Raw genomic sequence first — 16,081 nt, 5'->3', positions numbered from 1 at the left:
AATTCATGAATCGTCGATATTTCCGCTACACGATTGGTAAACGCCTAGTCCTTGGTTTTGGCTTGATCATGACTATTTTGGTTGCCGCAGTCAGTTTGTCTAATCAACGTCTCGCTGATGTCAATATCCTTGAGCGTGAGCTTGTTGATAAGACATTCCCTGCCACGTTGGCGAGCAATCAGTTGGTTGCGGAGGTAAACCGATCTTTGGCGATCTTGCGCGGATATGTGGTTCTTGGCGATGATGAATTTTTGTCAAAACGGCAAACCACATGGGAAAACATCGAGGAACAACTCGTCGTCCTTAGCCAGGCTATCAGTAGTTCACATATTAATAACGACAAATACATGGCCAAAATAGAGACGTTGAAAGACAACCTTCGTCTGTATCGCGCAGCTCAAGATGATATAGAACGCATCGCGCATACAGCGGATGAACAGCCCGCCATGAAGATCTATACCGAACAGGGTGAACCCATCATGATGCGGTTGGTGTCTGCCATCAATCTACTCACCAGTATCGAACGGGACTTGCCCTCAACGCCAGAGCGTAAGGAGCTACTCGGGTTATTTGCTGAATCAAGCGCTTCGCTTTCTCTGGGTCTTGCCGCCGCACGTTCATACCTTATTAGTGGCGAGGTCGTGTTTAAATCCTCATTTTTTGAAAAATGGACAACCAATGAAAACAATCTCTTCGCCATCGAAGATAAAACGCACCTTCTGACTCGCGAGCAAGCCAAGCTATTCAGAGAATACAGTGATTATCGTGACCAGTTCTCGCCTGTGGTGATGCAAATGTTCGAGGTCAGAGATACTGAGCAGTGGAACATGTCTCAGTATCTCTTGGGCACAAAGGCGTCTCCGCTCGCGACCCTATCCCTAACACTCATCGAAGAAATCGTCTCCCTCCAGGAAGAAGCGCTAAACACTGACGTGAAAACACTCGACGATCTAAACAAGGAGATCACCACCGTTCTTGCTCTAACGGGCGTGGTTGGGGTCATTTTGGGTATTGTCATTGCTGTATTGATTACGCGCTCAGTCACAACCCCTCTTACAAAAATGACGCGTAGCCTGAAACAAATATCAAGAACAGGGGATTATTCACTTCGCCTTGCTGTGAAAGGCAATGACGAAATCAGCCAGTCGTCCGCCGCATTCAATTCCCTGATGGATGCGACACAAAATGCCCTCAGTGAAATCAATACAGTGATGGCGCGAATTTCTGAAGGTGACCTCAGTGTTCGCATTCAAGGTGACTATTGTGGTGACCTTCTTTCAATCAAAGAAGCCACCAACCTTTCTCTCAACAATGCAGAATTGGCAGAACAAGCAAAGCGTGATTATGAACATACATCACGTATCATTGCTGAGGAAAATGCTCAGGTTAGACAAGCGTTAGATGGTGTCTCAAACAACATCATGCTGGCAAACAACGACAATGAAGTCATTTACCTCAATGAAGCAGCATCCGCGATGTTACGTGAAGCAAAAAGCGATTTCTCACAAGAAATCAAAGGATTCAATCCAGATGACATCATCGGAAAATCCATTGATGTATTCCACCGCCACCCGGCCAAACAGCGTAAAATCCTCTCATCACTTTCGCAACCATTCTCTAGCGAGTTTTGTGTGGGCAATAAAGTCATGACCATAAATGCAATGCCAATGCGGAATATTAATGGGGATCGTATTGGAACCGCGATTGAATGGAAAGATCGTACTGCAGAAGTCGCGATTGAGCGTGAAATTGCCGAAGTAGTGTCTCGCGCCACGCGAGGGGAATTTGGTCAGCGTATTGAGTTAGCAGGCAAAGAGGGTTTTTTCTATAACTTAGCGGAAGGCCTGAACTTACTGACGGAAAATGTCGATAACTCCCTGGCTGATATGCAACACATCTTGGCAGCCATGGCTAAGGGCGATCTCACTCAGCAGGTTGAGAAAGATTACAGTGGCCGACTTGCCCAGCTTAAAAAAGACACCAATCAGACCATCGATAAATTGACTGACGTCATCCATAGCATTCGTGAAACCAGTTCGACAGTCGCTGCGTCTTCGCGAGAGATAGTCACCGGCAATCAAGATTTAAGCGCACGAACTGAAGCACAAGCAACGTCTTTGCAGTCCACCGCCGCAAGTATGGAGCAAATGACTGGGACAGTGAAACACAGTGCAGAGAATGCCTTTTCAACAAAAATGGTCAGCATGAAAGCGCGCGCCAAAGCGCGTGAGGGCGGCCATACCATTTCACGAACCATTGATGCGATGCGTGACATTACAGAGGCCAGCGACGAAATCACCCAAATCACCACTGTCATTGACGGAATAGCCTTTCAAACCAATTTGTTGGCATTGAATGCGGCTGTTGAAGCTGCTCGCGCAGGAGAACAAGGGCGAGGGTTCGCCGTCGTCGCGGGTGAAGTACGTAATCTTGCTCAACGCTCAGCTAACGCAGCTAAAGCGATAAAAGATCTGATTGAAGCCAGTAAGAAAAAAGTGGCCATTGGTTCTGACTTGGTAGAAGAGTCGGGAAAAACCCTGACAGAAATCGTCGCCATGGTTGAAGATGTTGGCAGCAAAATGGAAGAGATATCAGATGCTGCACAAGAGCAAAGTGTGGGCATTGAACAAGTTAACTTGGCCATCGCCAAAATGGACGACATGACGCAGCAAAATGCGGCGCTTGTGCAGCAAGCAACAACGGCCAGTGAAAGCATGTGGCATTTGTCGCAAGACATGACTGAAATGCTGGCCTTCTTTGCCTTGCCAAACCATACCACAGAGCTAAGCAATCAAGATCATGACACGACAAACTCAATTGCCGATCACCTGATTTTTGACGACGAAGATGAGGATGATGATGAAGGAAGCAATATCAGCAATGGTACGAGCGAATTTTAAAGTGATAACCTTGTAGAGGTCCATAGAGAGCCCATGTAGGGACCCAACCATCTTGCATCTTCAGATTGTTTAGGTAGCGTTGTTTGGGGATATAGAGGTTAGTGCATCAACAAACAGCACAAAGGACGAGGTTGCTGCAATAAAAAGGCTCACTTACTGACATAAAAAAACGGACTTATGCCCGTTTTTAGTAATTCGTAAAAATCGCAATGCATCAAGGATATATATCAACGCATTTAACTAACCCACTGACATTACCTTAAGCCATTTTGACCATTAACCTGCTTTCGTTTTAAAAAACGACACTAATTCTCGCTGCCCTTCCGCTTCAGCTAACAAATTCTCGCTGGCAGCTGTTGCCTCTTCCGCCAGACCTGCATTTTGCTGTGTCATGTTGTCCATCTCTGTCACTGCGCGATTTATCTCTGCAATGCCCTGCGACTGCTCGGTATTCGCCGTGCTCATATCATTGATCAAGGTCGATACGCTCTTAATAGCTTCGACAATCTCATCAAGATTCTCACCTGATTTTCTAACTAAATGTGTGCCATCTTTGGTCTTGTTAACGCTCGCGTTAATAAGCTCCTTGATTTCAACAGATGCCTTCGCACTTCGCTGCGCCAAATTTCGAACCTCACCGGCGACAACAGCGAATCCCCTTCCTTGTTCACCCGCACGGGCTGCTTCAACAGCCGCATTCAATGCCAACAAGTTAGTCTGGAAGGCAATTTCATTGATCACACCGATAATGTCTGAGATCTGATTGCTCGATTTTTCAATTTCAGCCATCGCGCCGATCGCTTCCGTGACCACTTTGCCGCCCAGTTCCGCCTTCTGCGTTGCTTCAGTAGCGAGCTTAACGGCATTTTGCGAGGTATCAGCATTTTGCTGTACTGTTGCAGTAATCTCTTGCATGCTCGCGGCAGTTTCTTCCAAGCTGGCCGCCTGACTTTCAGTTCTGTCACTCAAGTCGCTGGTTCCAAGCTTAATTTCACGTGCCCCTGAGCTGACAGAGTTAGACGCTTTCACAATGTCTTTTACCAAGGTATTAAGATGAGCAATCATCGAATTAAGGGCATCACGTACAGGTTCAAATTCATCGTCCAGTTTTTCAGAGATGGTATGATCAAGATCGCCCTTAGATAGAGACAACAAGCAATTACTGATCAAGGAAACTGCCCGCTTTTTCGCCGTAATATCAGACGCATACTTGACCACTTTGAATGGCTTGCCATTGATGTCACGAATCGGGTTGTAAGATGCCTGAATCCAGACTTCTCGCCCCCCTTTTGCGATACGTCGAAACTCTGCGCTTTCAAAATCCCCGCGATTGAGTTTCGCCCAAAACGCTTTGTACTCTGCCGAGTTACTCTCTTTGGGATCAACGAAGATGGAATGGTGACGACCTTTCACTTCATTTAAGGTGTAACCCATTGCATTCAAAAAATTGTCATTGGCAGAAACAATCGTGCCGCTCATGTCAAATTCGATAACCGCTTGCGACTTCCCAATAGCTTCTATCTGACCTTCGAAATCAGCATTCTTCAATTTCTGCTCGGTAATATCAGTGGCGTATTTAACCACTTTGAAGGGTCGACCTGAGGCATCCATTATGGGGTTGTATGATGCCTGAATCCAAATCTCTCGCCCTCCTTTGCCAACACGCTTGTACTCACCGGCTTGAAACTCTCCTTTTGCAAGTCGCTTCCAAAAATCCTTATATTCGTTAGAAGAAGCCAAGGTGTGGGTGACAAACATGGAGTGATGCTTACCCTTTATCTCTTCCAGCTTGTAGCCCGTTGCATTGAGAAAGTTATCATTGGCATTGCGAATGGTGCCATCAAGTTCAAACTCAATGACCGCCTGCGACTTGCCAATAGCCCGTATTTGCCCCGCAAAATCAGCGTTACGTAACTTGTGTTCGGTAATGTCAGTGGCAAATTTCACTACTTTAAAGGGATTCCCTTCGTCATCAAAAATAGGATTGTAAGATGCACTGATCCACACTTCTTTTCCGCCCTTGCCTAAGCGCTTAAATTGCTCAGTCACCGTTTTGCCTGTGGCTAACGTTTCCCAAAATTTCTTGTAGTCCGCGGAGCGCGAAAACTCAGGTTCAACAAAAAGAGAGTGATGCTCCCCAACGATTTCTTTTAATGTGTATCCCATGACGCTCAAGAAGTTCTCATTTGCCATGAGAATATTCCCCTGCAAATCGAACTCGATCACCGCTTGAACCTTGTTTATCGCATCCATTTTCCCTGAGAAATCTACACTTTGGTTCTTTTCCTGAGTGATGTCTGCAGCAAACTTAACGACCTTCTCAACACTGCCATCTTCAGCAACAACCGGATTATAGGTCGCCTGTATCCAGACAATCACACCGTTTTTACCACGCCGCTTATATTGTGAAGAAAAGGACTTTCCTTGGTTCAATTGCGCCCAAAAATCTCGATAATCTGACGAATTAGCATAAGAAGGTTCTACAAATATTGAATGGTGCTTACCTTCAATTTCTGAAAGTTGATATCCCATCACTTTCAGAAAGTTATCGTTGGCGGAAAGCACTTTGCCCAAGGGATCAAATTCAATAATCGCTATCGATTTATCAAGCGCAGCGATCTTCGCCTTGGCATCGCTTCCAATGTCGGTGTGAGAGCCAATCACACTGCCTATGACTCGCTTCAAGTTTGATAGTATTGAGCTTTGCATTTACGCCTCTCCTATTCAGTTACTAGAATTCTAGTCGATGAGACATATTCTTCCTGCTAAGACTCGTTTTAAATCAATAATATTTTGGGTGACTGCCCACAAAAAAAGCCAGCATCATGCTGGCTTTGATATTTCATCAATGTTGAATTGACTAAATCAACCCCAACTCGCGTAGACGCTCCATCAAGTAGCTGTCTGCGGTATAGCGCTCAGACAACACCACATCTGGCTTCGGGTGCAAAAATAGAGGTAAGGAAATACGAGATTTACGCATATCTGCACCTTCGGGATTAACCACACGGTGCGTGGTTGACGGAAAGTAACCGTCAGACGCTTCTTGCAACATGTCACCGATATTAATGATGAGGTTGCCAAAATCACACGGAACCTCTAACCAGTCACCGTCTTTGCCTTTCACCTGCAAACCCGGTTCATTCGCTGCAGGTAGGATGGTTAATAAGTTGATATCTTCATGCGCTGCTGCACGAATTGCACCTGGATCCTCATCACCTTGCATCGGCGGGTAATGCAAGACACGAAGCAACGTTTTGTCACTTCCATCAATCATGCTCGACAATGATTGCGAGTAATGCTGAGAAACTTCCGTTGGGGAGTGAGCTTCCACCCATGCGAGGAGTTGTTGTGCCAAACCATTAGCCTGATCGTAATAATCTTGCAGCTCTTCTCTCAGTGCATCAGGGCACTGTCCCCACGGGTAATAGTGAAAGAACTCTTTGATGTCTTTTTGCTGCTGACCTTTGGCAACTTCAGACACGTTGCAAGGGAACAGACCATCTTGGCTTTCAGGGTTAAAACGAAATTGCATCTTGTCTTCACTGTCGAAGAACTGCTGCCAATTTTGATAGATAGACGCGACAAGGTCTTGGTTAATCGGGTGGTTTTTCAGTACGCCAAATCCTGTATTTCGCAGAGATTCAACAAAACGCGCCGCGGCATCGGGCGCGTTGAAATCGACGGCTTCCAATTTCATGGTGACTCACTTTCTTATGGTTTGTGATTGTTATATACCCACGTATGTCGAAACCTGTCGTGGGCATTTCAAGTATACTCAAACCACTCAATAAGGCAGAGGTGTATACCCAATTAACTTGAAGATGCTCGATTTCAGAGGCCATCAGATTGTTTGGGTACATTAGCCAACACAGCGCAGTTTACCGTCTTTTTTTCGCAGAGCCTGCCACTCGTCACGCAATACACCATAGCGTAAAGAGTCATAGTACTGACCTTGGTGGAAACGTACTTTCCTGATCCTTCCTTCTTCTTGCATCCCTAGCGCCATCGCACATTTCATCATACGGGGGTTACCAGACCAGGTTGTTAGCCCAATTCGCTCCACATCATAGTGTTCGAACAAATGGGTAATCCATAACGTGAGTGCCTTTCGGCCAAGTTGTTTTCCCCAATGCGCTGAAGTGAAAATAGTAATGCCCACTTCTAGCCAACGTGTTGACTGATCTTCCCAATAGCAGGAAAGATAGCCGATGGCTTCTCCGTGATAATCAATGACGATGGCCGTTTTCGCTTCTCGCAAGCGCTTAAACAAATGGCGGCGAAACTGAAATTTGGATTGATGCTCCAATGGGAAATAGGGGGCATCATGCACTTTCCACTCGTTTTCCACATAGATGAAGTGCCAAAGATGGTCCCGCTCTTCTGCTTTAGCAGGCCGCAAGCAAATATCGCTAAATGTAAACATGCTACTCCTTGTCATTTCGCCGCTGTGACGGTCTTTTTTTCATAATGTAGCGCGAACCCGATTAACATCAGGACAAACCAGTTATGCGCTTCAATACCGACGTATGCAAAATCTGAGTCGCTACATCCAAGCAGTGACTAAGAGATTGTTCAGTAGATAATTTCCCTCTATTTATCACACTATGAACGCCCACTATCACTCGTCTATTTCTAAAATAATACGAGAAGACGTTTCATTAAATTATCTAACAAACCACTGAAATCGCTAATTGGAAAATCAATAACATTGGTGAGATCCAATTATGGATGTTAAGCGCGTTCCATTTACATCGCGGATCACTGCACGTCATATTACAGAAAAGTTAACTGGACAATGAGCTAGGGTTTCCTAACCTTTTGATAGAGCACATTACAAATAACGATATTCATTGCATCATCTTTTGGGGATTCTTGTCATGGCGTTAACAGCACACCAAGTCACATTGATCACAGAGAGCTTTAAAAAGGTTGAACCTATATCTCTGAAAGCCGCAGAGATATTTTATGACACCTTGTTCTCCTATGATCCGTCACTAAAAGCTTTATTTAAAGGCGACATGAAACAACAAGGTCGCAAGTTGATGGCAATGCTCCATGCAGCGGTCAGTACCTTGAATTCCCCTGAACAGTTATTGCCTGTATTGCAGCAACTGGCTAAAAGGCATGAAGGGTATGGGGTGAAAAAATCACACTTCACTCCCGTCGGCAATGCCTTACTCCACACACTGAAAGTTGGGTTGGGAGACGATTTCACACCAGAAACTCGAGCTGCTTGGGTGGCACTGTTGCACTTCGTTGCCGATACCATGAAAGCTGAAATGGCCGCATAAATCAGGGTGGCATTCACTCGGTTAATGGCTATAAATATACAAAAAAAAGAGCCGATAATTGGCTCTTTTTTTATGCTCTTAGTCATCAAAAGACGTCGCGTTAACTTTTACGTCGTTGACGGTACAACCACAATAGGGCCACTAAAGGCATTCACTGCAGGTGCTTCGCCACTGAATTTTTCGTATTCAACCAAGCAGGTATATGCACTGCACGCTTGTGCGAGTTCGGACGTACCTATATCAAGCGTCATTGTGTTCGGGTCACCATAAGTATCAATAGCACCAATTTCAGATCCTGTTGGGCCATACCAGGCACCTTCTTGAATGCGAATGACACCAGGCGGATAGTTAGCGGATACCACTGCCCCAGCAATGAGTTGTCCCCTGTCGTTATATACCCGAATCAAATCCCCGTCTTTGATACCTTTTGCTTTGGCATCATCAGGGTTGATATATGCTGGCTCGCGCCCTTGAACCGTATAGGTTTCACGGATAGCTGGGGATTCACACATTTGGGAGTGAAGGCGTTTATCTGGGTGGCAAGATTGCAGCCAATACGGGAAGGATGACGAACCTGGCCCACCATGAGAACGCTCGGCTTTTTCAAACCACATTGGGTGTTCTTGGCAATATTCATAACCAAAACTGCCAATTTTACGGCTGGTGATCTCAATGAAGCCTGAAGGTGTACCCAATGGATTCAACTCGGGATCTTCACGGAATGCCGCATGGCGAACAAAGGTGCTGCCTTCGCCGAAGCCCACATAGCCATCTTTCCAGAAGGTGCGAAAATCAGGCATCTCGAACTTACCTTTATTGGCAGCTACGCATTCGTTATAGAGCTTCTCAACCCATTGCATTTCTGTCATTTCTTGCGCGTATTCTTTGTCTTTTCCTGCACCAAAGCGCTGTGTTAACCCTTTGAAGATATCAAAGTCAGTCCGCGATTGGTAAAGCGGATCCACCAGCTTGTGCATGGCCAATACGCCCGTTGCCGAATAGGCACCGTAGAGGTCAATGTCGTTGCGTTCAAACTGGGTACAGGCTGGTAAGACAATGTCAGAAAAACGACAAGTGGCGGTCCACGCAAAATCGATGGTGACGGCGGTTTCAATATTGTAATACGCCTTCTTCATCCGGTTATGATCTTGGTGGTGATGCCAAGGGTTATTTCCGCTGACCACAACCATTTTAATCGGTGGTAACTTCACTTTGTTACCATTGTGGTTAATCACTTTACCCGGCTCTTCAATGGACTCTATCCAACGCGCCACAGGGATGGTGCTTGCGTAGCCTTTGAAATCCGGATTCGGATGCAACGGTGACATGCCGGGGTCGAGATTACGAGGGAAGCCACCAGGACCTGCTGCGCCAGTTGCTGGCTCACCAATGCCGCTGTAGTGATGGGCATAAGACACCCCGCCGCCTGGAAGGCCAATGCCACCAAGCATACTAGCGATAACAGCGCCCATCCAATAAGGCTGTTCACCGTGCTGCTGACGTTGTACACACCAGCCAAACATCAGCTGAGTGCGTTCGCTTGCTATCATGCGCGAAAACTCGCGGATCTTATCTGCGGAAACACCACAGATCTGAGACGCCCACTCAGGGGTTTTCTCGACCTTGTCTTTGCTTTTGCCCATCACATAATCAACGAAGGGTTCAAAACCAAGGCAGTAGAGCTTGATGAAATCTTTGTCGTAGAGGTCTTCTGTGTACAGTGTGTGGGCAATACCCAACATAAATGGCACGTCAGTTTGCGGGTTAATATACAGATGATCACAACCCAGATAATCCTGCGTTTTACTCACGACGGGATCGACAGAAACAACTTTAATGTCGCCACTGGCCACTTTGTCTTTTAGCTCTGCAAAGTAGCCATACACATCATGAGTCGGGCACTGCCAGCCCACTTGGGCGTTTTTGATGGGATCATTGGCCCAAATAACGATTTGTTTGGCATGTTCCAACACCAAAGGCCACGATGTTTGCTGCGCATACACCTCCGTTGACCCTAGGACATACGGCATGATGGTTTGCCCTGCCCCAGTCGAGTAGTCCCCGATTTTTTTAACGAAGGAACCATGCATCGCAATGGCGCGCTGCATGTGCGTGGTACAACTGTGGAATTGCCCAGTTTGACGCCAACCGGTCTGACCCGCTAGCAAGCCAGAAGGCCCGTAAGTTTTCTGAACCCGCTCCAATTCTTCGTAAAACAGGTCGAGTGCTTGATCCCAAGTGACACGCACAAAACGGTTATCTCCGCGCGTCGTATTCCACCCTTCCGATTTTTTGAGCCAATCGAGTCGCACCATCGGGTATCTCACCCTCGACGGGTTGTAAATCAGCCCTTTAATACCCTCAAGCATTTCCGTGGGATGTTTGTCATGGCTAAATGCCACCACTTCGGCCACTTCGCCGCCCACAACCCGTGCTCGGAAAGCTCCCCAGTGGGAACCAGAAGTACGCCATGCACCTTCAAGCAATTCCGCATTCGCCTCCGCGTCCGTCGCAACTAACAGGCTTGGCCCGATCGCAACGGTTGCACTGACAGACAACATGCGTTTTAAAAAAGAACGTCTATTCATCGCCATGTCGCTATTCCTCTCAGTGATCAGCAAATGTGCTGGAGTGTTTTTGCAGATACTTCAACACCAGCGCCTGCGTTGCCTGATCGAAATTCACAAAGCCCATCATGCCATCAAACATGCCTGGCCACGTGTTGGCATCAAAGTGTGCAACATCGGGCTGGGTATGACACAAGCTACAGTTTGTGTCGTAAGCTTGTTTCGCTTCCGTCCAGACAGGATCGATGTTGTCGAGGAAGTTGGCTTTCTTCGCCCACAAATCCACTTCGACACGTTGCCATGTCAATCCGGTCAAATCGTCTTCTTTGGTTTCAAATGTGCGTACATCGGTATCGCTTTGAGCCACCGCTTTTGACAGGGCTGCCGAGGCAATATTCAACCCGAAGTCTTCATAAATCACTCGACCGAAACCTTTCATTTTACGCCAGCCAGTAATAGAGACCCTGATGGCCTCTTTGCTGTCATCAATCACGGTGACCTTGGTAGCAGGCTCAAGTACACCACCGTCGGTGGTCAGCTCTTTGTCGACGTACATTTCTAGGAAGTTAACGCTATAGACGGGTTTGTCTTTGTCGTAGCTGGTGCTGTGAGACATTGAAATCAGCTTGCCAAGCATACCGCCGGTTGAATCCATCTCTGCGGGCAGCTGATGGGCAATCCCTTTGTGACAATCAATACAGCTTTGATCACGCTCTGCAGCTTGTGCCATTTGTAGGCGTGCCGCTGGGCGCATGTTTTCAATCTGCATACTTTCGTATTTGTGACAGGTTTTACACTCGGCAGAGCCGTTCGCCGAAAACCTTGCCCACTCATGTTGAGCAAGCTCTAGCCGCTTATCAAGAAACTTCTCTCGTGTACCAATCACGCCAAAAATTTGTGCGTATACTTCTTTACTGGCCTGCATTTTACGCGCAATTTTATCAGTCCAATTGTGTGGGACGTGGCAATCTGGACACGTTGCTCTCACGCCAGAAGTGTTAGACCAATGCACCGTGTGCTGCAGTTCAGGGTAGACATTGTCGCGCATAGAATGACAACTGATACAAAACGCTTCTGTGTTTGTTGCTTCTAATGCTGTATTGAAACCACCCCAGAAAATCACCCCAGCGACGAACCCCCCAAGGGTCAATGTGCCAAGACTGATTTTGGTTGCTGGGCGTTTCAGCGTCGCCCAGAGTTTTAATAAAAATTCTTTCATCGTTATCTGCTCTTATTCATCACTCGGGAGGTGTTGCGGTAATTAGCCATGCCCAGGAGGGCCGAAAAAGAACACCTGACTCATCCAAATGATGAAACCGTAGCCACCGATGAGCATGACACTCAAAATCGGGAACAGAAAGACGGCAATAAAAAAGAATGCACGCCACTCATAGCTATGCTTTTCTGGCTCTTGAACAATATCTGCTTCTTGTTGGCTCATGACCTATTTCCTCTGTCTCGGTGTCGACACACGAGATTGTTCCAGCATTAAATTTATGTACAAAAGTAGTCTAGGAGATTGGTGATTGAAGGCTGTCTCTTTATTGACTCAGGGTTAAAAATAAAGTCATTGTTTACAGTACGGTAAGAGGTAGGGCGAGAAGTACACAATTAACTAAAATATAAGAATGGGGACAGGACGTCCCCATGTCTAAAATTACTGACTTGATGATACTTTGAGGACTTCTGCTAATTCGTCCAGCAGCTTCTGCGTGTCATCAGAAAGGCGGTTAATCTCGTTAGTTGACTCCGATGAACGCGAAGCGAGTTGTCTCACTTCATCAGCCACCACAGCAAACCCTCGGCCATGCTCACCCGCTCGCGCCGCTTCAATCGCGGCGTTCAATGCAAGTAAGTTGGTTTGCTCAGAAATGCCATCAATCACTTTCGCAATATTGGATATTTCTGAACTTGAGTTTGCCACGCCATCCATAATCTCACTCATGCCTTCGCGCTGTTGAACTTGCGCCGTGACATCTTTGACAAACGCGGTGTACATGGTTTTCCCATCCACCTCCACCTTAGACAGAGAGAGCAAGCCATAGGCCAGTTTTCCGTCTTTACGGTGAACGGGGACTTCTCGGCTAGAGCCGACGATTTTATCTTGACCCGTTGTACGGTTCGCGTTGACATAACCATCGTGGTTGGCTTGGATTTCTGGCGGCACGAGCATTTTAATGTTCTGACCCACGACCTCTGACGGATCATAGCCCCAAAGTTGTTGAGCGGCAGGGTTGAAGAAAGTAACTATGTTGTTTTCATCGATGGTAACAACTGCATCCAACGCCTGTGACAAGGTTTGATTGATGGCTTCTTGTGCCGTACGCTGCTCGGTAATGTCCCGCACAAACGCGGTGTAACCAATGTTGCCGCCAATGTCGACTTTTGACAGCGAGAAATTCACCCAAATACGTGACTTATCTTTACGCTGCATTTCCAGTTCACGGGCCGAGCCCACTATCTTGTTGTTGCCCGTTCGGCGATTCGCGTTCACGAAATTATCGTGGTTGGATTGAAACTCATCAGGCACTAGCATACGAACATTGTTGCCAACGACTTCATCACTCTTGAATCCCCAAAGCTCTTCTGCTGCAGGGTTAAAGAATGTCACGTTGTTGTCGGCATCAATACTGACGACGGCATCGATCGCCTGTCGAAGCACTTGTTCATTTTCTTCTCGAGCCTGTCGCTCTTGAGTAATGTCACGAGCAAACGCGGTGTAGCCCACCTCGTCACCCACTTCGATACGAGAGAGTGATAGATTCGCCCACAACTTTTTGCCGTCTTTTCGCTCAAATTCCACATCGCGACTCGTGCCAACAATGATATCTACTTTTGATTCGCGATTGGTGTTGACGTAGGTGTCATGGAACGCGCGAATGTCTTTCGGAACAAGCATTTTGACATTTTTCCCGACGACTTCCTCTTTACTGTACCCCCACAATGCCACGGCAGCATCGTTCATATAGGTGACACAATTTTGACCATCAATAGAAACGACAGCATTCACTGATTGCGATACCATTTGCTCTGAACGTTCACGAGCAAGGACTTCTGCCGTCACATCACGGATAAAGACTGACCACCCCAAACCACCAGAAACTGAAATTTTGTTGAATGAGAGATCGCACCAGATCTTCTTATTTTCGTGGTTTTGAAGTTCAATGCGTGTTGTACCTTCTTGTAGGGCGCCAAGCTGTAACGTACTGATATCCTGCCCTACTTTGTCACTCCCAGAAACGCCAAAGAAACGTTCCGCAGAGGTATTCATATAGTGAATTCGATTTTTCTTGTCGGTATATACAATCGCGTCTGATGCTTTATCCAGAATCTGCTTGCTAACACCATCTGATTTGCTTCCAAACAATCCCATATCTCTAGACCTGTCATAAGTAGGAGGTGTGTGATTCATATTTGTTGCGTTTGTATAAATAGTAGACAGGGATTCTAATACCAACAAACATGAATATTTGGCGAGAAGCTTAAGCTCGGAAGATTAAGGGGACAGGCATCATTGACACCATTGTAAAGACGCTGGATTACCATTTTGCGTCTCAATTTGAGTCTCTGTTTCTATTTACACTGTAAACCGAAAGTCCAGATAATAAATCATCAGGATGATGCATCCTTGCGCTACGCTATAGAAGGTAAACCTATAGGAAATAAAGAAAAACAATGAAACTGAATGCATCACCCATTCTCTACCATATATATGTTAGAAGCTTCTTTGACAGCAATGGAGATGGCGTTGGCGATCTCAATGGCATTCGAGAGAAGCTCGATTACTTTGCATGGTTAAATGTCGACGGCATTTTATTGTCTCCGATTTTTGAATCGCCGTTGAGTGATTTTGGGTATGACATTACCAACCTTTGCGCCATCAATCCTGAATATGGAGACATGTCGACCTTCACCGTGCTGGTGGAAGAAGCCAAGGAGAGAGGCATTGCGGTTTTTATTGATTTTGTTGCGAATCACACGTCCAGTAAGCATCCTTGGTTTTTAGAGAGTGCCCGCAATAAAACCAACGAAAAAGCAGAATGGTATGTTTGGTCGCCAGCACGTGCAGATGGCACACCACCGAATAACTGGCTGACCATTTTCGGGGAATCAGCATGGCGATGGCACCCTACGCGTGGTGAGTATTATCTGCACAATACCCTAAGCAACCAACCCGATTTAAATTACCGAAATCCCAACGTCATTCGTCAATTAATGAAAGATGTCCGATTTTGGCTAGACACAGGAATCACCGGTCTAAGGCTTGATTCAGTCAACCTTTTCCTGCATGACGATAAGTTGCGCAATAATCCTCCGCGCCATTTGGGCTGGCAAGATGAAGCAAGAAGCGACCCTTATCGTTACCAGAGCCAGCGTTATAACATCAGCCGCCCAGAAAACATCCATTTGCTCAAACAATTGCGGGTGATTGCCGACGGGTACGATGATAAAAAATGGCTGCTCGGCTCACTAAGCGATCCATCACCGTATGCAGTCATCGACCGATATACCAGTGAAGGGAATGCCCTTGATGCAGCCAATATCTTTGAATCGCTATGCCTTTGCCAAAACGTGCAACAAGTCGGTGAACAGTTCACTGAATTCTTCAATGCCGTTCATCCTGGGTTGGGCTGCTGGGGGCTGGGTAACCACGACATAGCCCGCACGGTATCTCGCTGGCAACACGCCAATAATGCCCCTGCAGCAGCAAAAATGTTGCTTAGTCTCCTTTGCTCCCTTCAAGGGGTGATTAGCATTTATCAAGGCGAAGAATTGGGACTGCCTGAAGCGAATGTCTCCCCTTCAGATCGTAAAGACTTATTTGGTCAGCAAGTGATTGCTAATTACGTGGGGCGAGATGGATGTCGTACACCATTGCCTTGGAATGAAAAAGCCCCTTTCTTTGGATTCAGTACACAATCGCCTTGGTTGCCGATTGACGATAAGCACCGGACGTTTTCAATTGATTCACAGAAAAAAGAGCCTCAGTCCACGTTAAATTTCACCCGAGAACTGCTGGAATGGCGACAAAAGCAGCCTGCTTTGTGCGAAGGCAGTTGCCGCATGTTGGCATTCAATGAAGCGCTCATGGTGTTTGAACGTCACCACGAATCACAAACCTTGGTCATTGCCATCAATGGGTCCAACCAAGACGCCACTATCCGCCTGAACTTACCGAGTCCAGCAATAACGCTACCTCTTCCCCATATGAAGGTCTCGCCGCCCGAGCAAAACCAACCATTACACTTGGGGCCTTGGCAGGTTTGGGTAGGCGAGATTCACAGCAACTAGTTGTTTATAAGCATAAATCCTATATTGA

9 protein-coding genes and 2 pseudogenes are annotated in these 16,081 nt (G+C 46.6%); 3 read left to right on the top strand and 8 right to left on the bottom strand.

Annotated features, from left to right (window positions below; translation table 11 throughout):
- Positions 1-5: 5 nt before the first annotated feature.
- A complete protein-coding gene (locus L4D06_RS24825; RefSeq protein ID WP_429742110.1) occupies positions 6-2,900 on the top strand; it encodes a methyl-accepting chemotaxis protein in 2,895 nt (964 codons plus the stop codon).
- Between the two features lie 276 nt (positions 2,901-3,176).
- Here the strand turns inward: L4D06_RS24825 and L4D06_RS24820 are convergent.
- The 4 genes and pseudogenes from L4D06_RS24820 to L4D06_RS24805 form a co-directional block, all read right to left on the bottom strand.
- Positions 3,177-3,698, bottom strand: a pseudogene (locus L4D06_RS24820) (methyl-accepting chemotaxis protein); the annotation flags it as partial.
- Between the two features lie 390 nt (positions 3,699-4,088).
- Positions 4,089-5,609 (bottom strand): annotated as a pseudogene (locus tag L4D06_RS24815) (PAS domain-containing protein); the annotation flags it as partial.
- 151 nt (positions 5,610-5,760) lie between these two features.
- Positions 5,761-6,600, bottom strand: a complete 840-nt coding sequence (locus L4D06_RS24810; RefSeq protein WP_429742108.1) for an isopenicillin N synthase family dioxygenase — start codon at positions 6,598-6,600, stop codon at positions 5,761-5,763.
- Positions 6,601-6,762: 162 nt separating this feature from the next.
- Positions 6,763-7,326 (bottom strand): GNAT family N-acetyltransferase, encoded by a 564-nt coding sequence (locus tag L4D06_RS24805; protein ID WP_429742107.1) that lies wholly within the window; start codon positions 7,324-7,326, stop codon positions 6,763-6,765.
- A gap of 454 nt (positions 7,327-7,780) precedes the next feature.
- Between L4D06_RS24805 and L4D06_RS24800 the strand changes: the two genes are divergently transcribed.
- A complete protein-coding gene (locus tag L4D06_RS24800; RefSeq protein ID WP_274165907.1) occupies positions 7,781-8,194 on the top strand; it encodes a globin family protein in 414 nt (137 codons plus the stop codon).
- Positions 8,195-8,301: 107 nt separating this feature from the next.
- Here L4D06_RS24800 and torA read toward each other — a convergent pair whose 3' ends face one another.
- The 4 genes from torA to L4D06_RS24780 all read right to left on the bottom strand — a co-directional run bounded on the left by torA (position 8,302) and on the right by L4D06_RS24780 (position 14,134).
- Positions 8,302-10,788 (bottom strand): trimethylamine-N-oxide reductase TorA, encoded by a 2,487-nt coding sequence (gene torA, locus L4D06_RS24795; RefSeq protein ID WP_429742105.1) that lies wholly within the window; start codon positions 10,786-10,788, stop codon positions 8,302-8,304.
- A gap of 13 nt (positions 10,789-10,801) precedes the next feature.
- Positions 10,802-11,980 (bottom strand): pentaheme c-type cytochrome TorC, encoded by a 1,179-nt coding sequence (gene torC, locus L4D06_RS24790; protein WP_274165909.1) that lies wholly within the window; start codon positions 11,978-11,980, stop codon positions 10,802-10,804.
- Between the two features lie 42 nt (positions 11,981-12,022).
- The gene (torE, locus tag L4D06_RS24785; RefSeq protein ID WP_274165910.1) at positions 12,023-12,202 is read right to left on the bottom strand and encodes a trimethylamine N-oxide reductase system protein TorE; all 180 of its coding nucleotides are present in this window, start codon (positions 12,200-12,202) and stop codon (positions 12,023-12,025) included.
- A gap of 216 nt (positions 12,203-12,418) precedes the next feature.
- Complete coding sequence (locus tag L4D06_RS24780; RefSeq protein WP_429742102.1) at positions 12,419-14,134, bottom strand: methyl-accepting chemotaxis protein; 1,716 nt, start codon at positions 14,132-14,134, stop codon at positions 12,419-12,421.
- Between the two features lie 302 nt (positions 14,135-14,436).
- Between L4D06_RS24780 and L4D06_RS24775 the strand changes: the two genes are divergently transcribed.
- Complete coding sequence (locus tag L4D06_RS24775) at positions 14,437-16,053, top strand: alpha-amylase family glycosyl hydrolase (RefSeq protein ID WP_429742100.1); 1,617 nt, start codon at positions 14,437-14,439, stop codon at positions 16,051-16,053.
- The last annotated feature ends 28 nt before the right edge of the window (positions 16,054-16,081 follow it).

The sequence above is a fragment of the Enterovibrio makurazakiensis genome (genome assembly GCF_050336585.1).
Lineage (GTDB): Bacteria > Pseudomonadota > Gammaproteobacteria > Enterobacterales > Vibrionaceae > Enterovibrio > Enterovibrio gelatinilyticus.
This window is presented reverse-complemented; position numbering and strand designations above follow the sequence as displayed.

Coding starts and splice junctions, on each gene's coding strand:
- L4D06_RS24805 (WP_429742107.1), bottom strand. CDS start 7,326: ATGTTTACATTTAGCGATATTTGCTTGCGGCCTGCTAAAGCAGAAGAG.
- L4D06_RS24810 (WP_429742108.1), bottom strand. CDS start 6,600: ATGAAATTGGAAGCCGTCGATTTCAACGCGCCCGATGCCGCGGCGCGT.
- L4D06_RS24775 (WP_429742100.1), top strand. CDS start 14,437: ATGAAACTGAATGCATCACCCATTCTCTACCATATATATGTTAGAAGC.
- torE (WP_274165910.1), bottom strand. CDS start 12,202: ATGAGCCAACAAGAAGCAGATATTGTTCAAGAGCCAGAAAAGCATAGC.
- torA (WP_429742105.1), bottom strand. CDS start 10,788: ATGGCGATGAATAGACGTTCTTTTTTAAAACGCATGTTGTCTGTCAGT.
- L4D06_RS24800 (WP_274165907.1), top strand. CDS start 7,781: ATGGCGTTAACAGCACACCAAGTCACATTGATCACAGAGAGCTTTAAA.
- L4D06_RS24780 (WP_429742102.1), bottom strand. CDS start 14,134: ATGGGATTGTTTGGAAGCAAATCAGATGGTGTTAGCAAGCAGATTCTG.
- L4D06_RS24825 (WP_429742110.1), top strand. CDS start 6: ATGAATCGTCGATATTTCCGCTACACGATTGGTAAACGCCTAGTCCTT.
- torC (WP_274165909.1), bottom strand. CDS start 11,980: ATGAAAGAATTTTTATTAAAACTCTGGGCGACGCTGAAACGCCCAGCA.